The sequence below is a fragment of the Sphingopyxis solisilvae genome (assembly GCF_015475875.1).
GTDB lineage: Bacteria > Pseudomonadota > Alphaproteobacteria > Sphingomonadales > Sphingomonadaceae > Sphingopyxis > Sphingopyxis solisilvae.
The window spans coordinates 1-17,453 of sequence record NZ_JADKYM010000024.1 but is presented as its reverse complement, the minus strand read 5'-3'; the positions used below and the strand labels follow the sequence as shown (position 1 = coordinate 17,453).

General features: G+C 65.9%; 18 protein-coding genes. 12 read left to right on the top strand and 6 right to left on the bottom strand.

The genetic code is table 11. The features are described from left to right. Position 1 precedes the first annotated feature (1 nt). The 3 genes from IR187_RS14230 (at position 2) to IR187_RS14220 (ending at position 5,075) form a co-directional block, all read left to right on the top strand. On the top strand, positions 2-1,090 hold the full coding sequence (locus IR187_RS14230; RefSeq protein WP_194955243.1) for a PepSY-associated TM helix domain-containing protein: 1,089 nt from the start codon (positions 2-4) through the stop codon (positions 1,088-1,090). 196 nt (positions 1,091-1,286) lie between these two features. Beyond that, positions 1,287-3,455 (top strand): primosomal protein N', encoded by a 2,169-nt coding sequence (locus IR187_RS14225; protein ID WP_194955242.1) that lies wholly within the window; start codon positions 1,287-1,289, stop codon positions 3,453-3,455. A 72-nt stretch (positions 3,456-3,527) separates the two neighbouring features. After that, on the top strand, positions 3,528-5,075 hold the full coding sequence (locus IR187_RS14220) for a tetratricopeptide repeat protein (RefSeq protein ID WP_194955241.1): 1,548 nt from the start codon (positions 3,528-3,530) through the stop codon (positions 5,073-5,075). A 6-nt stretch (positions 5,076-5,081) separates the two neighbouring features. On the opposite strand, the gene IR187_RS14215 is transcribed toward IR187_RS14220, so the two are convergent. From IR187_RS14215 to IR187_RS14200, 4 genes are read right to left on the bottom strand one after another with little or no spacing between them, the layout of a single operon-like run. Further along, positions 5,082-5,840, bottom strand: coding sequence for an isocitrate lyase/PEP mutase family protein (locus IR187_RS14215; protein ID WP_228765961.1), 759 nt, complete (start codon positions 5,838-5,840; stop codon positions 5,082-5,084). Between the two features lie 23 nt (positions 5,841-5,863). Beyond that, entirely contained in the window at positions 5,864-6,295 is a 432-nt protein-coding gene (locus IR187_RS14210) for a nuclear transport factor 2 family protein (RefSeq protein WP_228765960.1), read from the bottom strand. A 10-nt stretch (positions 6,296-6,305) separates the two neighbouring features. Next, entirely contained in the window at positions 6,306-7,352 is a 1,047-nt protein-coding gene (ada, locus tag IR187_RS14205; protein WP_194955278.1) for a bifunctional DNA-binding transcriptional regulator/O6-methylguanine-DNA methyltransferase Ada, read from the bottom strand. A gap of 14 nt (positions 7,353-7,366) precedes the next feature. Next, positions 7,367-7,837 carry a DUF1203 domain-containing protein gene (locus IR187_RS14200; protein WP_194955238.1) on the bottom strand — a complete coding sequence of 157 codons (471 nt, stop codon included), beginning with the start codon at positions 7,835-7,837 and terminating at the stop codon, positions 7,367-7,369. A 102-nt stretch (positions 7,838-7,939) separates the two neighbouring features. Between IR187_RS14200 and IR187_RS14195 the strand changes: the two genes are divergently transcribed. From IR187_RS14195 to IR187_RS14185, 3 genes are read left to right on the top strand one after another with little or no spacing between them, the layout of a single operon-like run. Further along, entirely contained in the window at positions 7,940-9,487 is a 1,548-nt protein-coding gene (locus tag IR187_RS14195; RefSeq protein WP_194955237.1) for a S1C family serine protease, read from the top strand. 31 nt (positions 9,488-9,518) lie between these two features. Then, the gene (locus IR187_RS14190; protein WP_194955236.1) at positions 9,519-9,767 is read left to right on the top strand and encodes a type II toxin-antitoxin system Phd/YefM family antitoxin; all 249 of its coding nucleotides are present in this window, start codon (positions 9,519-9,521) and stop codon (positions 9,765-9,767) included. Further along, positions 9,754-10,041 (top strand): type II toxin-antitoxin system RelE family toxin, encoded by a 288-nt coding sequence (locus tag IR187_RS14185; RefSeq protein WP_194955235.1) that lies wholly within the window; start codon positions 9,754-9,756, stop codon positions 10,039-10,041. Before IR187_RS14190 ends, IR187_RS14185 begins: the two co-directional genes overlap by 14 nt. A gap of 2 nt (positions 10,042-10,043) precedes the next feature. Here the strand turns inward: IR187_RS14185 and IR187_RS14180 are convergent, their stop codons facing one another. Beyond that, the gene (locus IR187_RS14180; RefSeq protein WP_194955234.1) at positions 10,044-10,844 is read right to left on the bottom strand and encodes an alpha/beta hydrolase; all 801 of its coding nucleotides are present in this window, start codon (positions 10,842-10,844) and stop codon (positions 10,044-10,046) included. After that, positions 10,841-11,518, bottom strand: coding sequence for a dienelactone hydrolase family protein (locus IR187_RS14175; protein ID WP_194955233.1), 678 nt, complete (start codon positions 11,516-11,518; stop codon positions 10,841-10,843). The genes IR187_RS14180 and IR187_RS14175 overlap by 4 nt, the downstream gene beginning before the upstream one ends. Before the next feature lie 257 nt (positions 11,519-11,775). On the opposite strand from IR187_RS14175, the gene IR187_RS14170 reads away from it, so the two are divergent. The 6 genes from IR187_RS14170 (at position 11,776) to IR187_RS14145 (ending at position 17,191) form a co-directional block, all read left to right on the top strand. Further along, positions 11,776-12,342: a F0F1 ATP synthase subunit delta gene (locus IR187_RS14170; RefSeq protein WP_194955232.1), complete on the top strand. Its 567-nt coding sequence runs from the start codon at positions 11,776-11,778 to the stop codon at positions 12,340-12,342. A 3-nt stretch (positions 12,343-12,345) separates the two neighbouring features. Continuing rightward, on the top strand, positions 12,346-13,875 hold the full coding sequence (gene atpA, locus IR187_RS14165) for a F0F1 ATP synthase subunit alpha (protein ID WP_194955231.1): 1,530 nt from the start codon (positions 12,346-12,348) through the stop codon (positions 13,873-13,875). Positions 13,876-13,960: 85 nt separating this feature from the next. Then, entirely contained in the window at positions 13,961-14,836 is an 876-nt protein-coding gene (locus tag IR187_RS14160; RefSeq protein WP_194955230.1) for a F0F1 ATP synthase subunit gamma, read from the top strand. 24 nt (positions 14,837-14,860) lie between these two features. Next, positions 14,861-16,387: a F0F1 ATP synthase subunit beta gene (gene atpD / locus IR187_RS14155; protein ID WP_194955229.1), complete on the top strand. Its 1,527-nt coding sequence runs from the start codon at positions 14,861-14,863 to the stop codon at positions 16,385-16,387. Further along, positions 16,384-16,932, top strand: a complete 549-nt coding sequence (locus IR187_RS14150; RefSeq protein WP_194955228.1) for a hypothetical protein — start codon at positions 16,384-16,386, stop codon at positions 16,930-16,932. The genes atpD and IR187_RS14150 overlap by 4 nt, the downstream gene beginning before the upstream one ends. 1 nt (position 16,933) lies before the next feature. Beyond that, positions 16,934-17,191 carry an ATP synthase F1 subunit epsilon gene (locus IR187_RS14145; protein WP_194955227.1) on the top strand — a complete coding sequence of 86 codons (258 nt, stop codon included), beginning with the start codon at positions 16,934-16,936 and terminating at the stop codon, positions 17,189-17,191. Positions 17,192-17,453: the final 262 nt, after the last annotated feature.

The following is a 17,453-nucleotide window of genomic DNA, read 5'->3' as shown; positions in this document are numbered from 1 at the left end:
GATGAAGCTGCTCGACACGCTGCACCGATGGACGGGGGGGCTGATCGGCCTCGTGCTTGCGCTGCTCGGCCTGTCGGGCGCGGTCCTCGTCCATAAGGAGGAGTGGATCGGCCTGCCGCACGCGGGCGATACCCAGATCACCGATCTTGCGACCGTCGCAGCAGCAACCGAAAAACTGATGGCGATGCCCGGCGATCCGCAGGGGATCATCTATGCCAGCCAGCGCCTCGGCCTCCATCAGATGCGGTTCGATGAGGGTGCGGGGCTCTATGCCAGCCAGTCGGGCGAGGTTGTCGCGCGCTGGGCGAGCCAGTGGGAGCGCCCCGAAATCTGGCTGTTCGATTTCCACCACCATCTGTTCACCGGCGACGCGGGCGAATGGGTGATCGGGGTAGCAGGCCTCGCTGGCCTGTTTTTCGTCATCTCGGGCGTCATCCTGTGGTGGCGGACGCGCAAGACCTTCAAGCTGCGGCTGTGGCCGAAGCGGATGAGCCGTCCGGCGATCGTCACCCAGCACCGCGACCTGGGCATCGTCGTCGCGCCGCTGCTGCTGCTATCGGTTGTGACCGGGACGATGATGATCTTTCGCCCCTTCGCCGCGATCATCGTCGCGCCCTTCGGCCCGGTCGCCGAGACCGCCAAGGCGCTGGAGCCGCCGAAATACAAGGGCGGGCCACTGGCCGCCAATCCCGACTGGACCGCGATGCTGACCACCGCCCGCGCGCGGTTTCCCGATGCCGAGTTCCGTATCCTGAGCAAGCCGCGCAAGCCGGGTGACCCGATCAGTCTGCGGATGAAACAGCCCGGCGAGTGGCTGCCCAACGGGCGTTCGACCCTGTGGTTTGATGCCGCGACGGGCAAGCTTCTGGGCGCGCGCGACGCGCTGGCGATGCCCGCGGGAGCGCAGGCGTTCAACATGGCTTATCCGCTGCATGCGGCAAAGGTCGGCGGGCTGCCCTATCGCCTGCTGATGACGGCATCGGGGCTGGCGCTTGCGCTGCTGGGGAGCCTGACGGTGTGGACCTTCTGGTTTCGCCGACCGAAGGTGGCGCGGCGGGTGGTGAAGAGGGCGGCGTTGGCCAAGGCCTGAGTGAGACCCTCCCCTCCCGCCTGCGGGAGGGGCAGCGAAACTTGCCAGCTTGCTGGCTAGTTGCAGCGGGGTGGGTACTTGGCCTCCCTGTCGTCGCCCACCCCCGACCCCTCCCGCAAGCGGGAGGGGAGAAGAAGCGTCCGCTACCTCTCCGCGCTTTCCTATTGTACCCACGCGCCTATATCCTGCCTCATCCATGACCCGCGCCCGCGTCCTTCTCCTCACCGCCGCCCTCGGCCCGCTCGACTATCGGGTGCCGCAGGGCAGCGAAGCGCCGCTCGGCAGCGTCGTCATCGCACCGCTCGGCCCGCGGCGGATGGGCGGGGTGGTGTGGGAGGATGCGAGTTTTGGCGCGCCCGAGGCGGTCGGCGACAACCGCCTGCGCAATCTGTACGAAGTCGTCGCCGTCCCGCCGATCGCGGCGCCGCTGCGCCGTCTGGTCGAGTGGACGAGCGACTATTATCTCGCGCCGCCGGGGTCGGTGCTGCGGATGGTGCTGCCCGGAGTCGCCTTTGCCGATGCCCGGCGCCCGATCGTCGAATATCGCGCCACCGGTGAATTGCCCGCGCGGATGACCCCGCAACGCACCGTCGCGCTCGATACGATCGGTGACCGGCAGGGAACGGTGCGCGAACTTGCGGCGCTCGCCGAGGTGAGCGAGGCGGTGATCCGCGGTCTCGTGAACACGGGCGCGCTCGAAGCCGTCACCGTGTCGGCCGACCAGCCATACCCCGCGCCCGACCCCGCCTTTGCACCGCCCGACCTGTCGGACGAACAGGCCACCGCAGCCGCGCAGTTGACCGCCGCGGTCGCCGCCGAAAAATTCGAGACGCTGCTGCTCGACGGCGTCACCGGATCGGGCAAGACCGAAGTCTATATGGAGGCGATCGCCGCCGCGATCGACGCGGGCAAACAGGCGCTCGTGCTGCTCCCCGAAATCGCGCTCACCGAACCGATGCTGACGCGGTTCGCGGCGCGCTTCGGCTGCGAGCCGGTTGCGTGGCACTCGGGCCTGCGCCAGGCCGAACGCCGCCGCGCCTGGCACGCGATTGCCGCGGGCGAGGCGAAGATCGTCGTCGGGGCGCGCTCGGCTTTGTTCCTCCCTTACGCAAACCTCGGCGTCATCGTCGTCGACGAGGCGCATGAAACGAGTTTCAAGCAGGAGGATGGCGTCCATTATCACGCGCGCGACGTTGCGGTGATGCGCGGGCATTTCGAGGGGCTGCCGGTCGTCCTCGCCAGCGCAACCCCGGCGCTCGAAAGCCTCGCGATGGTCGAGGCGGGGCGCTATCGCCACATCGTCCTGCCCGCGCGCTTCGGCGGCGCGACGCTGCCCGATCTTGCCGCAATCGACATGCGCGCCGACCCGCCCGATCGCGGCCGCTGGCTCGCCCCGCCGCTCGTCGATGCGCTCGCCGACCGTTTGGCGAAGGGCGAGCAGAGCCTGCTGTTCCTCAACCGCCGCGGCTTCGCGCCGCTGACCCTCTGCCGCACCTGCGGCCACCGTATCCAGTGCCCGAACTGCACCGCGTGGATGGTCGAGCACCGGCTGGTCCACCGCCTCGCCTGCCACCATTGCGGCCATGTGATGCCGCCGCCGCGCCTCTGCCCCGAGTGCGAAGACGAGGACAGCCTTGTCGCCTGCGGCCCCGGCGTCGAGCGCGTCGCCGACGAAGTCGCGCTGCGCTTTCCCGAAGCGCGCACCGCCATCGTTACCAGCGACACGCTGTGGTCGCCCGCCAAGGCCGCCGAGTTCGTCGACAATGTCGAGGGCGGGCTGGTCGACATCATCATCGGCACGCAGCTGGTGACCAAGGGCTATCATTTCCCCAACCTCACCCTCGTCGGGGTGGTCGACGCCGACTTGGGCCTCGACGGCGGCGATCTGCGCGCGTCCGAGCGCACCTTTCAGCAGATTGCGCAGGTCGCGGGGCGCGCGGGTCGCGGAGTGAAGCCCGGCGAGGTGCTGATCCAGACACGCGTCCCCGATGCCCCCGTCATGGCGGCGCTGGTCGCGGGCGACCGCGACGGCTTCTACGCCGCCGAGGCCGCGGCGCGAAAGCACGCGGGCGCGCCGCCCTATGGCAGATTCGCCGCGCTGGTCATTTCGTCGGAGGATATCGAGGTTGCGCGCGGCGTGGCGCAGCGGCTGGGCGCGAAGGCGCCGGTTGCCGAAGGACTGGCCATCTATGGCCCCGCCCCCGCCCCGCTCGCAATGCTGCGCGGTCGTCACCGCTTCCGCTTGCTCCTCCACGCGCCGCGCAGCTTCGACCTGCAAGGCACCATCCGCGACTGGGTCGGCAGCATCGACTGGCCGACCAAGGCGCGGCTGGCGATCGACATCGATCCCTATAGTTTCGTCTGACCGCACAAGGCTTTACAGGCGGCAGCCGCCTTGGCAACAACGCCACGAAATGCCAGTCGGGGGAGCAGCGGCATGCGCAGAATCGGATTGATATCGTTCCTGGCGATGTGGGCGGTGGTCGCCGCGCCGGCGCATGCCAAATGGCTGCGCGCCGATACCGAAAGCTTTATCATTTATAGCGAGAGTAACGAGAAGCAGCTTCACGAGTTTGCCGCCAATCTCCAGCGCTTCGACAATACACTGCGTCTGGTGTTCAATGTCGCGGACGAAGGCGAGGAAAGCCGCCTTCCCATCTATCTGCTTCCGTCGGGCAACGATGTTGCAGGCCTTGCCACGGGTTCGCGCAGCAGCCCGATCGTCGGCTGGTACCGCGTCGACAGCGACGGCGCCTTTGCCATGTCGCATCGCCAAAAGGACGCCCAAGCGCGTGGAACCTCCGCGGCGCAGCAGATGCTGTTTCACGAGTATAGCCATCATTTCATGAAGCGGCACCTGCGCGCGGCCTTTCCCGGCTGGTTCATCGAGGGGTTTGCCGAATATTATTCGACGGTCGATTTCGACAAGGATGGTCGCGGGCTCATCGGCCAACCAGTCTATCGCCGGGCCTATGGCCTGCTGATGCTGCCCAAGATGCCCGCCGAGCGCGTCCTGTTCGAACCGCCGAGCGCGATGCGCAATCTGGGACAGACCGATACCTATTACGGACGATCCTGGCTGCTGACGCATATGCTGTTCCACAGCCCGGCACGGACCAACCAGATCGGCACCTATATCAATGCGATCAACGCTGGCGGGGATCCCCGAAAGGCGGCAATCGAGGCGTTTGGCGAGCTCGACATGCTCGACAAGGATCTGAACCGTTATGTCGAATCGCGACTGTCGTATCGGACGACGCGCGACCCGGTTCGCGCGGCGGGCGATATCCGGATCACACCGCTGGCGGCCGACGAGGATGCAGCGATCATGGCCCGGCTCGAGCGCATCAACGCCGCCGGCAATGCCGAGCGCATGGTGAAAGCGCGGGACGCGCTCCGCGCTCTGGCCGCGAAGCAGCCGGCAAATCCCGAAATCCAGTTCGAGCTGGCCGCCGCCGAATGGGCCATCGAAAACGACGCACGCGACCTGTCAGCAGTTCGTGCGGCGCTCGACAAGGCGCTCGCCGCCAAACCGGACCATGTTCGCGCCAATGTGCTGCTCGGCCGGTTGAAACTCTACGAGCTGCGCGATCGCGGCGAGACCGATCCGGCGGCGTGGCGGGACGCGCGGCGGCCGATTCAGCTCGCCAACCGCACCGATCCAAACGACGCCGTGCCGCTCTACGCCTATTTCGAGAGTTTTCTGGACGAAGGGAAACGACCGTCTGAGATGGCGATCAAGGCGCTGGAGCGCGCGTTCGTCCTGACCCCCGAGAATGTCCAGATACGTGTCGCCTATGCCTTTGCATTGGCCAACCAAGGCGAATTCGATCCGGCCATCCGCCTGGCCAAAACGGTGGCTTTCGATCCGCACGACAATGGTCAGGGCGAAGCCATGCTCAAACAGCTCGAAGCGATGCGCGACCGGCGGGCCGGAGCCAGGGGCAAAGCCAGCTCCACCACCGCAGCGACGGACGACGACTGACTCCCGTCAATAATCGGGTTCGACGCCGCCCAGCACCTGCGCCGCCTGACCGGTCAGCCACGCCATTGCGGCGGCCCATGGCTGGTGCCCGTGACTGATCCGCGCGACGCCCAGCGCAGCGAGTTCCTGGTGCGTCGGGCCACCCTTGCCGCGCAGGATGTTCACCGGCAGCGGCGAGGCGTCGCAGATTGCGCCGATGCATTTCGGGTCGAGCAGGAAGGGGACGAACAGCGACCCGGCTCCCGCATCGGCATAGGCGCGCGCGCGTTCGAGTGTCGCGGCGACCAGCGCATCGCCGTCCTGCGCGACATCGGCGCCGCGGAAGGTGTCGCAGCGCGCGTTGACGAAGATGCCCGTGTCGGCGGCGGCGCGATAGCGTGCGACTGCGTCGGGGATCGCCAGCAGCGCGGTCTGGCCGGGCAGCCGGTCCTCCATATTGATCCCCGCCGCCCCCGCATCCTTGGCGCGCGCGACCGAGGCGCCGACCGCGGCCGGATCGGCGCCATAGCCCGACTCCATGTCGATCGTGACCGGCAGATCGGTCACCGCCAGGATGCGCGCCAGATTTTCGAATACATCCTCCAGCGGGAAATCCTCGCCATCGGCGCGTCCCTGCGCGCCCGCGACCCCGAAGCTGCCCGTTGCGATCGCCTTGGCGCCCGCCGCGGCGACCGCCTTGGCGCTGCCCGCATCCCAGATATTGACCAGGATCAGCGGGTCGCCGGGAACATGCAGGGCCGCAAAATCGCCAATCTTATCGCTCATCCTCATACTCCCTTGATTGTCCGCTAGACGATCCGGCCGGGCGTCGCCGTGCCAAAAATCTGATTATAGCCGCTTCGCGCGTCCATATATTCACGAATGCGGCGAACGCGCGATCCGGCCATCTCGAAAATGAATACATAATCGAGCGCATAGGCGCGCCCGTTGGCCAGAGTGGCGCTTTGCCGTTGCTCGAATATGACGCGGTTGTCCTCGGCGGTGACCGAGATCGGTTCGATGTGCATCCCGTTCGGGAACAGTCGCGGATAATCGTCGAGAATGAACCGGACGATCGCCTCCGCGCCGATCATATGGTGCGTCACGCCCAGTGCCACCGCGGTGGCATTATCGTTCGGTGCCCGCCATTCGGCATCGTCGGTTAGTACCGCCCTGATCCGGTCGGCGTCGCCGCTGCCCAGCGCGCGCCAGACGGCAATCGCCGCTTCCCTGCTCGTCATCGCCGCCGCCTCAAAATTCATCGAGCCGTGCCTGCCCCGGCGCGCCTTCGCGGCGGAGCAGTTCGTCCTTGATCGGCAGGCCATAGGCGTAACCCCCCAGTGACCCGTCGCTGCGCACGACGCGGTGACAGGGAATGAGCACGGCGACATTGTTCGCGCCGTTCGCGCTGCCCGCGGCGCGTACCGCCTTGGGTTTGCCGACCGCGGCGGCGATGTCGGCATAGCTGCGCGTTTCGCCCGCCGGAATCTTGCGCAGTTCGCGCCACACCGCCTCCTGGAATGCCGTCCCTTTCACGTCGATCGGGATATGGTCGAACCCATGCGTCGGCGCCTCGACCGCCGCAATGACCTGCGAGAGAAGCGCGGCGAAATCTTCGCCGCCCTCGACCAGCGTCGCGGCGGGGAAGCGTTCCTCGAGCGCCTCGCGTCCCTCGGCGAAGCTCAGGCGGCACACGCCCTTGTCGGTTGCCGCGACGAGCATGTCGCCCAGGCTGGTCGGTACGACCGCCCAGTGGATTTCGGCACCCTTGCCACCGTTCACCCATGCTGACGGGGTCATCCCCATACGTCCCTCCATATTGTCATAGAAACGCGACGGCCCCGAAAAGCCCGCGTCGTAAATCGCGTCGGTCACGCGCGCGCCGTCACTCAACGCCTGTCGCGCCCGTTCGTCGCGCAGCGCGCGGGCATAGGCCGCGGGCGACAGGCCGGTGTGGCGGGTGAAGACGCGCTGGAAATGCGTCGGGGAATAGCCGGTGCGCGCGGCGAGATCGGCGAGCGCGAGCGGTTCCTCGCTCGCCTTGATCGCCGCAATCGCCTTGATCACCGCGCTTTCGTCGCGCGCGACATCGTCGGGCAGGCAGCGCTTGCACGGACGCAGCCCCGCCCTGCGCGCCGCCGCACCGTCGGCAAAAAAGCGCACATTCTCGCGCAGGGGATGTCGCGCGGCGCAGCTCGGTCGGCAATAGATGCCGGTGGTGCGCACGCCGGTGACGAACCGCCCGTCGAATGCCTTGTCGCGCGCCCGCACCGCCTGCCAGCATTCATCGTCGGTCATCTGGAGGTGGCGGCTCACGGCTCATCCCTTTCGATCCGCGCTGCGAAACAGCCGTGCGCGGCATTGTGCGCATCGATATAGGCGATGGCATCGTCGGCGAACAGGTCGCGGATCGCCGCATCGGCCTCGCCCGGACCTGCGAGCCGTGCGCCTTGCAGCATGCCCGAAGCGTCGAACGCACGCAGCGCGATGGGTCGGCCCGCGAATACCGGCGGCAGTTCGTCACGATAGTTTGCCGCATCGACGCCCTGCCGCACATAGATGGCATAAGCGCTGCGATAGGGCGTGGCGACATCATGGCTGACATGGTGGAGCAGGATCAGCTCCTCACCGGCGCGTGCATCGTGCAGGCTGATCCGGCAGGGAAAACCCATGTCGGCGGTTGCGGTGACACGGCGCGCATTGATCGCGGCCAGCCCCGCATCGTCCATCGTGAACAAGGGAGCGAAACGGTCGGGAGCAAGCCCCTCGATCTTGTAGGTCATCGGATCATTCCTTCTTCTTCGGTCGCCGCTGTTCTGGCACGCCGCGCCCACCGGTGCGTCCCGATGCTTGCGTTCAAAGTTGGCGCGGCTAGTGTCCGCGCCATGACCCGCTTTCTCGCGCTGCTGCTCGCCCTTTTCGCCCTCGCCCTTCCCGCGCGCGCCGCCGACGACATCAGCGCCGCGTCGCGCAGCGTCGTGCGCGTCGTCACCGTCGCGATGGTCGATGGCGAAGTCGTCGGCTTCGGGCATGGCAGCGGCATCGCGGTGTCGCCGACGCGTATCGTCACCAACGCGCATGTCGTCGAATCGGCGGCGAAATATCCGAACAATGTCGCGCTGGGCGTCGTCCCGTCGGAGGGGCAGAAAAGTTACGCGGCCAAGCTGATCGCGATCGACACCGCGCGCGATCTGGCGCTGATCGAGATCAGCGGCACCCGCCTGCCCGCCGCCGCGGTCTATACCGGTCCGCTCGAATCGGGCAGCGACGTCGTCGCCCTCGGCTATCCCGGCAATGTCGACCTCGCGACCGCACGTAGCGCCAATGACTATATCACCCCGCGCACCCCGACACGCAGCGAGGGCAATTTTTCCAATATGCAGAGCGTCGACGGGACCGCGATGCTGATCCACACTGCAAAGATTTCGCGCGGCAATTCGGGCGGGCCGTTGGTCGACCGGTGCGGGCGCATCGCCGGGATCAACTCGGCGATTACCCGCGCCGACGACGGCGATTCGCCCTTTGCCTTTGCGATCTCGGCGCGCGAACTCACCCGTTTTCTGGCCGACGCCGACCAGAATTACGGCAGCATCGGCACCCCGTGCCTGTCGCTGGCCGAAGCCGACGCGCGCGACCGCGCCGCGATCGAGGCCGAAGCGCGGGCCAGCGCCGAAGCCAACGCCGCGAAAGAGGCTGCGGCCAAGTTCGACCGCGAGCTGAAGCAGGCGCGCGCCGAGGAGGAAGCGCTCGCCGCGCGCGAGAACCGCATCGCCCTCGCCGGTGTCCTGTTCGTGATCGGCGCACTCGCGGCGGGGGCGGGGCTGCTTTTCTACAGCCAGCAGAATATCCGCCATGCCAAGATCGCCGGCGGCGCGGGTGCGGCGCTGATGGTCGGTGCGGCGGTGCTGTTCGTCACCCGCCCCGACGCGCGCGCCGAAATCGCTGCCGAAACGGCCGCCGCGCCGGTGGCCGCGGCGCCGAAACTCGCCGCGGGCGATTTGGTCTGCACCATCCGCCCCGACCGCAGCCGCATCACCGTGTCGGCGACGACCGACGTACCGTTGACGATCGGCGCCTCGGGCTGCGTCAACGACCGCACCCAATATACGATGGGCGCCGACGATCGCTGGCAGCGCATTCTGGTCCCGAACGAGGAAGCGACGGTGACCGTCGCGTCGATCGACGCGACCGGCCGAGACTATCGCGTCGAACGCTATCTGCTCGACGCCGAAGCGATGGCCAAGGCGCGCGAAACGCGGGCCGGCGTGACGGTGAAGGGCTGCACCGCGGATCCCGAGGCGCTCGCGGGCCTCGCCGCGCAGCAGGACGCGATCCGCAGTATCTTACCCGCCAGCCCGAACGAGCGGCTGGTGTATCGCTGCCAGCCCGCGGCGAACGGCACCGCGGCGCCCAAAACGGTTACCGCGCCTTGACGTGACCATTTAAAAGACCTATTAAAAGGTCATGGGAAAGCCGCTTCTCGCCGACTACGGCATCAGCATTTCGGAACTCAAAAAAAATCCGTCCGCTGCCATTCGCGCCGCCGACGGTGCGCCGGTTGCCGTCCTCAATCGTAATACGCCCGAAGCCTATCTGGTCCCCGCCGAGGCATGGGAGGAAATTATGGAAGCGCTCGACGATATGGAATTGGCGCGGATCGTCAGGGAGCGACAGGGGCAAGAACGGATAAGGGTCAACATTGACGACCTATAATCTCGACTTCTTCAAAGACGCCAAAAAGGAATGGGACCGACTGGACGAAAGCATCCGTATCCAGTTTCGCAAGAAGCTGGCCCAACGGCTCGCAAATCCGCACGTCCCCTCCGCTCGCCTGTCGGGCATGCCGAATTGCTACAAGATCAAGCTGCGCTCGATGGGATACAGGCTGATTTATCAGGTCGAGGACGAGACGGTGACGGTGATTGTCGTTGCCATCGGTAAACGCGAACGCGATGACGCTTACCGGCGCGCCGCGCAGCGCCTCTAGATTCAACGCACGATATCCGACGCCAACCCATTGACCCAATCAACCAGGATCGCCTGCGCCGCCGCGCTATAGGCCAGCTCATGCCCCGCCCCTGCGACCAGGGCCACCGTCGCATCGGGTCGCGCTTTCTGTAGCCGCGCCAGGTTCGCGGGCGTCACCAGCGTGTCGGCGTCGCCGTGCATCAGAAATACCGGCACCTTGACCCGTGGCAGCTTGCTGGCGTTGTCGAAGCGGTCGCGCACCAGCGTGCGCGGCACGAAGGACATCGCCTCCCCCACGACATCGGGCAGGCTGGAGAACCCCGATACGAGCATCAGTGCCGCAACGTCGTGGCGCAGTGCCATTTCGGTCGCCGGACCCGATCCGATCGAATTGCCGACGACAATGACATCGCGCGCCGCGATCCCTTCGGTCGCCAGCCAGCGCATCGCCGCCGCGCCGTCGCGGTACAGCCCCGCCTCGCCGGGCGATCCGGGGTTGCCGCCATAGCCGCGATATTCGGCGAGCAGCAGCCCGGTGCCATTCGCCGCGAGCCCGCGCGTCGCCTGGATCGCGCCGAGCAGATTGTCGCCATTGCCGTGAAAGAAGAGAATCGTGCGCTGGCCCGGCTGCGCCGCGCGATAGAAGGCAGAAAGCCGCAGCCCGTCATCGGTCTGCGTGTGAACCAGCCGGAACCCCGACGGCGGCACCTCCGGATATTGGCTCGGCGCCGGAAAGATCAGCCGCCGCTGCTGGGTGTAAAGCAGCGCCGTCGCCGCCACGACAAAAACAAGGATATACAGGCCCAGCTTGGCGAAGCTCACCCGCCGCACGCCTTGAACAGCATCAGCGTGCGCTCGCGCGCCAGCTCGGCGCTCGGTTCGTGATAATCCTTGCGTCGGTCGCTGTTGAAGCCGTGTCCCGCCTCGTAAACGAAAATTTGCGCGGTCGGATGGTCCTTCGCGATCAGCGCCTCGACCCCCTCCAACGGGATACCGCCGTCGTAGCGCCCGAAATGGGCGATCGCGGCGCAGCGCGGCGGCTCGTCCTTGAACATCGTCGGCACGAGGCTGCCGTAATAGGCGGATGCGGCGGCAAGGTCGGGGCTGATCTGCGCCATCCGCCACGCAACCGAGCCGCCATAGCAATAGCCGGTGATGAACACCGGCCCTTTGCCTTTCAATGCGTCGATGCAGGTCTGCGCGTCCTTCAGGCTCTGCTCGAACGGGTGGAGCTCGCGCGCCAGCTGAACCGCGCGCTCGAACTGTGGCCCCGAATAGTCGCTTTCGAACCCCGGATGCTCGCGGTCGAAGAGCGCAGGCGCCAGCACCTCGTAGCCGTCGGCGGCATATTCGTCGCACAGCTCGCGGATATGGTCGGTGACCCCGAAGATTTCCTGCACCAGCACCAAGCCGCCGCGGCGTTCGCTTTCGGCCTCGGCGTGATAGACGGCGATTCCGGCGCCATCGTCCATCACCATCCGGATCATCTCGCCCATGGCTGCGTTCCTCTTCGGTCTGTGCCGAGCTTGTCGAATTACGGTTCTCTTCTTGACGGTCTTTGAAGAAAGAACGGCCCTTCGACAAGCTAAGGGCAAACGGCTTTAGGGACAGGCCTTGATTCACCACTCCCCCGCCTTGCATTGCAGCAAAATCGTTGCTAGGCGCGCCGCGACTTCGCGCGGGGGACATTCGACGAATCTCCCGTAAAAGCGCGACCCATCCCCCACGGGATAGCAACAAAGGACTTTCACGCGTGGAGAATTCCGGCGGCATTCAGGGCAACATCACGGCGGGCCTCGCGGGCCGCTATGCCAGCGCGCTGTTCGATCTGGCGCGCGAATCGAACGCGATCGACGCGGTTCAGAAAAGCCTGTCCGACCTGCGCGCAGGCCTCGCCGAATCGGCCGACCTGTCGGCGCTGATCGCGAGCCCCGTCGTCGGCCGCAGCGATGCCGCGAACGCCATCGACGCCGTCGCGAAAGCGATGAAGCTCGATTCGCTGACCGCCAAATTCCTCGGCGTACTCGCCGAGAACCGCCGCCTTGCCGACCTGCCGAGGATGATCGACGCCTTCGATACGATCGTCGCCGATCATCGCGGCGAAGTGACCGCCAAGGTCACCAGCGCGCACCCGCTCACCGCCGACCAGCTCAAAGCGCTGACCGCAAACCTCAAATCCCGTGTCGGGCGCGACGTCACCGTCGCGGCGACCGTCGATCCCGCCATTCTCGGCGGCCTCGTCGTCCAGCTGGGCAGCCAGCTGATCGATGGCAGCATCCGTACCCGTCTCAATAGCTTCGCGACTGCGATGAAAGGCTGAATAATGGAAATCCGCGCCGCTGAAATCAGCAAGGTCATCAAGGACCAGATCGCCAATTTCGGAACCGACGCCACGGTCACCGAAATCGGTTCGGTGCTCTCGGTCGGCGACGGCATCGCCCGCGTCCACGGCCTCGACAATGTCCAGGCCGGTGAAATGGTCGAATTCGCCAATGGCGTGAAGGGCATGGCGCTCAACCTCGAAGCCGACAATGTCGGTATCGTGATCTTCGGCAGCGACGCCGAGATCAAGGAAGGCGACCAGGTCAAGCGCACCGGCACGATCGTCGACGTCCCCGTCGGCAAGGGTCTGCTCGGCCGCGTTGTCGATGGCCTCGGCAATCCGATCGACGGCAAGGGCCCGATCAAGGCCGACAAGCGGATGCGCGTCGAAGTGAAGGCGCCGGGCATCATCCCGCGCACCTCGGTTCACGAACCCGTCCAGACCGGCCTGAAGGCGCTCGACGCGCTCGTCCCCGTCGGCCGCGGCCAGCGCGAACTGATCATCGGCGACCGCCAGACCGGCAAGACCGCGGTCGCGATCGACACCTTCATCAACCAGAAGCAGGCCAACGCGGGCGATGACGAGAGCAAGAAGCTCTATTGCATCTATGTCGCCGTCGGCCAGAAGCGCTCGACCGTCGCACAGATCGTCCGCCAGCTCGAAGAAAATGGCGCGATGGAATATTCGATCGTCGTCGCCGCGACCGCGTCGGAACCCGCGCCGCTGCAGTTCCTCGCACCGTACACCGGCTGCACGATGGGCGAATTCTTCCGCGACAACGGCATGCACGCCGTGATCGTCTATGACGATCTGTCGAAGCAGGCCGTCGCTTACCGCCAGATGTCGCTGCTGCTCCGCCGCCCGCCGGGCCGCGAAGCCTATCCGGGCGACGTTTTCTATCTGCACAGCCGCCTGCTCGAGCGCGCCGCGAAGATGAACAGCGACAATGGTTCGGGCTCGCTCACCGCGCTGCCGATCATCGAAACGCAGGCGGGCGACGTGTCGGCCTATATCCCGACCAACGTGATTTCGATCACCGACGGCCAGATCTTCCTCGAAACCAACCTGTTCAACGCGGGGATCCGCCCGGCGATCAACGTCGGCCTGTCGGTGAGCCGCGTCGGCTCGGCCGCGCAGACCAAGGCGATGAAGAAGGTGTCGGGCTCGATCAAACTGGAACTGGCGCAGTACCGCGAAATGGAAGCCTTCGCGCAGTTCGGGTCGGACCTTGATGCCTCGACGCAGAAGCTGCTCAACCGCGGCGCGCGCCTGACCCAGCTGCTCAAGCAGCCGCAGTTCCAGCCGATGCCGTTCGAAGAGCAGACCGCGTCGATCTTCGCCGGCACCAACGGTTATCTCGACAATGTCGCGACGACCGACGTGTCGCGCTACGAAGCGGCGATGCTCGCCTATCTGCGCAGCGACCATGCCGATGTGCTGAAGGCGATCCGCGACAGCAAGGATCTGGGCGACGACACGAAAAAGGCGCTGGTCGCCGCGCTCGACGCCTTCGCCAAGATTTTCGCATAATCGTCACCCCGGCGCAGGCCGGGGTCTCGACGGTGAGATCCCGGCCTGCGCCGGGATGACAGATGAGAAAGTGTAGACGGGACAAATGGCCAGTCTGAAGGAACTCAAAGGGCGGATCGTCTCGGTCAAATCGACCCAGAAGATCACCAAGGCCAAGAAGATGGTCGCAGCTGCCAAGCTCCGCAAGGCGCAGGCGGCGGCCGAAGCCGCGCGCCCCTATGCCGAGCGGCTCGAAGGCGTCGTCGCGAGCCTCGCGTCGAAGGTCGGCGCGTCGGATTCGGCGCCGAAGCTGCTTTCGGGCACCGGCAAGAGCGATACGCACCTGCTGGTCGTGCTCAACAGCGACCGCGGCCTCGCCGGCGCCTTCAACTCGAACATCGTCAAGGCCGCGCGCGACAAGGCGCTCGAACTGCAATCGCAAGGCAAGAAGGTCCTCTTCTACCTCGTCGGCCGCAAGGGCCGCCCGGTGATCGCGCGCCTCTTTCCGGGCCAGATCATCGAGCAATATGAAACGACCGGCATCCGCGACATCGGTTTCGAACAGGCGAGCGACATCTCGGCGAAGGTGATGGAGCTTTACGAAGCGGGCGCGTTCGATGTTGCGCACCTCTTCTATTCGAAATTCCGCTCGGCTTTGCTCCAGATCGCCACCGGCCAGCAGATGATCCCGGTTCCGCCGCCCGCCGACGTTCCGGCATCGAGCGGCGCCGCCGTCGAGTACGAACCCGACGAGGAAGCGATCCTCGCCGACCTGCTCCCGCGCAACGTCACCATCCAGATCTTCAAGGGTCTGCTGGAAAACGCCGCGTCCGAACAGGGCGCGTCGATGACCGCGATGGACAATGCGACGCGCAACGCGGGCGACCTGATCAACAAGCTGACCATCGTTTACAACCGCACACGTCAGGCGGCGATCACCACCGAACTCATCGAAATCATCGCGGGCGCCGAGGCGCTCTAACCGATCAACCCAAGGAAGAAACCAATGGCAACCGCTCCCGCCCCCGAGAAGAAGGCACCCGCCAAGAAGGCCGCTGCGCCGAAGAAGGCCGCCGCTCCGAAGGCCGCTGCCACCGGCACCGCCACGGGCCGCGTTGCCCAGGTCATCGGCGCCGTCGTCGACGTCCAGTTCACCGGCGAACTTCCCGCGATCCTGAACGCGCTCGAGACCGACAACAACGGCAACCGCCTCGTCCTCGAAGTCGCGCAGCATCTCGGCGAGAACACCGTCCGCACCATCGCGATGGACGCGACCGACGGCCTGACCCGCGGCCAGCCGGTGCGCGACACCGGCGCGCAGATTTCGGTCCCCGTCGGCCCGCAGACGCTCGGCCGCATCCTCAACGTCATCGGCGACCCGATCGACGAACGCGGCCCGGTGAACAGCGACATGACCGCGCCGATCCACGCCAAGGCTCCCGAATTCGTCGACCAGTCGACCGAAGCCGCGATCCTCGTCACCGGCATCAAGGTCATCGACCTGATCGCGCCTTATGCCAAGGGCGGCAAGATCGGCCTGTTCGGCGGCGCGGGCGTCGGCAAGACCGTTCTCATCCAGGAGCTGATCAACAACATCGCCAAGGGCCATGGCGGCGTCAGCGTGTTCGCGGGCGTCGGTGAACGCACCCGCGAAGGCAACGACCTGTATCACGAATTCCTCGACGCCGGCGTTATCGCCAAGGACGCCGACGGCAACCCGACCCCCGACGGGTCGAAGGTGGCGCTGGTGTTCGGCCAGATGAACGAGCCCCCGGGCGCCCGCGCGCGCGTCGCGCTGTCGGGCCTGACCATGGCCGAATATTTCCGCGACCAGGAAGGGCAGGACGTGCTCTTCTTCGTCGATAATATCTTCCGCTTCACGCAGGCGGGTTCGGAAGTGTCGGCGCTGCTCGGCCGCATTCCCTCGGCGGTGGGCTATCAGCCGACGCTGTCGACCGACATGGGCGCGCTGCAGGAACGCATCACCTCGACCACCAAGGGTTCGATTACCTCGGTGCAGGCGATTTACGTCCCCGCGGACGACTTGACCGACCCGGCGCCAGCAACCTCGTTCGCGCACTTGGACGCAACGACGACGCTGAGCCGTGCGATTTCGGAACTCGGCATCTATCCCGCGGTCGACCCGCTCGATTCGACCAGCCGCGTGCTGACCGCCGCGACGGTCGGCCAGGAGCATTACGAGACCGCCCGCCGCGTTCAGGAAACGCTGCAGAAGTACAAGTCGCTGCAGGACATCATCGCGATCCTCGGCATGGACGAGCTGTCGGAAGAGGACAAGCTGGTCGTCGCCCGCGCGCGCAAGATCCAGCGCTTCCTCAGCCAGCCGTTCCACGTCGCCGAAGTCTTCACCGGCATCCCCGGCAAGTTCGTGCCGATCGAGGAAACGGTGAAGTCGTTCAAGGCGGTGGTCGACGGCGAATATGACCACCTGCCCGAAGCGGCCTTCTACATGGTCGGCGGCATCGACGAAGCGGTCGCCAAGGCCGCGAAGTTGGCCGAAGACGCAGCGTGACGGGTCTTGCCGCATGGCTTCTGGCTTTACCGTTTGCCGTCGCCTCTCCAGCGCCGACGACCGCGCAGCTGCGAGAACTCATGCGGGATCTACCGAATTTCGCCACCGAACTTGCCTATGAATTCTGCCCCCAACTGATCAATGGCGAGACTGTGCTGGAGAATAATCCGGACCTGATCGCTTTGGGTTTCGCAGCAACGCCGGAGACTGGCGGTAACGTCGATTTCCCTGGTTTCGCTCGGTTGGGCCAGACTCGCAAAGATGGCTATGTGGCCGTCGGGGGCATCTCTGGGAAGATTTGTGAGGTTACGGCATCCGGCCCGGAAGCAGCCATGGCACTCCGGCAGTTGCGTGCTGGCATTTCCGGGCTCGGACTGAATTTTGAAGCTGACCCGGCGAATTCCGGCCCGGGCGACAAAGGGACGGTGGAAGCTTTCCAGATGAAGTATTCGGCCACCGGACAGGTACAGCTTCGCTTAATCCATACCACCACAGGTGACGGCGCACCGTCAGCAAGTTTCCAGATCATCATTCAGGAAAAATAGGATGCCCCTCCATTTCGAACTCGTCACCCCCGCCCGCCTCGAGCGGTCGATCGAGGTGTACATGGTCACCGTTCCCGGCAGCGAGGGTGATTTCTCGGTGCTCGAAGGCCATGCGCCGTTCATGGCGACGCTGCGCAACGGCCCGCTCACCATTTATGCCACCGCGGGCGCCGCGCCCGAGGTGATCGAGGTCGAGGGCGGATTTGCCGAAGTCAATGAAGCCGGCCTGACCGTGCTTGCCGAGCGCGTCGCCAGCTAAGGCCTTTTCGCCCGTCCACGGCGATAGAAAGCCCGCATCCCCGCCGGATGCGGGCTTTTTCGTTGGCTGGAAGGGCATTCAGCCCTCGTGCGCATGGCGGCTTACGACCGGTTGCGGTCATTTGCCCGAAGGGCGGTGTTAGAACAGGATTCGCGCAGAGGCGCAGAGATCGCAGAGGGGAAGCACACTCTCCTCTGGAACCAGGTCACGATCGACATCGGTTCCTGCCAGTAGATGCGTGCCAGCGTGATTGCGAGGCAGG

Coding starts and splice junctions, on each gene's coding strand:
- IR187_RS14230 (WP_194955243.1), top strand. CDS start 2: ATGAAGCTGCTCGACACGCTGCACCGATGGACGGGGGGGCTGATCGGC.
- IR187_RS14225 (WP_194955242.1), top strand. CDS start 1,287: ATGACCCGCGCCCGCGTCCTTCTCCTCACCGCCGCCCTCGGCCCGCTC.
- IR187_RS14220 (WP_194955241.1), top strand. CDS start 3,528: ATGCGCAGAATCGGATTGATATCGTTCCTGGCGATGTGGGCGGTGGTC.
- IR187_RS14215 (WP_228765961.1), bottom strand. CDS start 5,840: ATGAGCGATAAGATTGGCGATTTTGCGGCCCTGCATGTTCCCGGCGAC.
- IR187_RS14210 (WP_228765960.1), bottom strand. CDS start 6,295: ATGACGAGCAGGGAAGCGGCGATTGCCGTCTGGCGCGCGCTGGGCAGC.
- ada (WP_194955278.1), bottom strand. CDS start 7,352: ATGACCGACGATGAATGCTGGCAGGCGGTGCGGGCGCGCGACAAGGCA.
- IR187_RS14200 (WP_194955238.1), bottom strand. CDS start 7,837: ATGACCTACAAGATCGAGGGGCTTGCTCCCGACCGTTTCGCTCCCTTG.
- IR187_RS14195 (WP_194955237.1), top strand. CDS start 7,940: ATGACCCGCTTTCTCGCGCTGCTGCTCGCCCTTTTCGCCCTCGCCCTT.
- IR187_RS14190 (WP_194955236.1), top strand. CDS start 9,519: ATGGGAAAGCCGCTTCTCGCCGACTACGGCATCAGCATTTCGGAACTC.
- IR187_RS14175 (WP_194955233.1), bottom strand. CDS start 11,518: ATGGGCGAGATGATCCGGATGGTGATGGACGATGGCGCCGGAATCGCC.
- atpA (WP_194955231.1), top strand. CDS start 12,346: ATGGAAATCCGCGCCGCTGAAATCAGCAAGGTCATCAAGGACCAGATC.
- IR187_RS14160 (WP_194955230.1), top strand. CDS start 13,961: ATGGCCAGTCTGAAGGAACTCAAAGGGCGGATCGTCTCGGTCAAATCG.
- atpD (WP_194955229.1), top strand. CDS start 14,861: ATGGCAACCGCTCCCGCCCCCGAGAAGAAGGCACCCGCCAAGAAGGCC.
- IR187_RS14145 (WP_194955227.1), top strand. CDS start 16,934: ATGCCCCTCCATTTCGAACTCGTCACCCCCGCCCGCCTCGAGCGGTCG.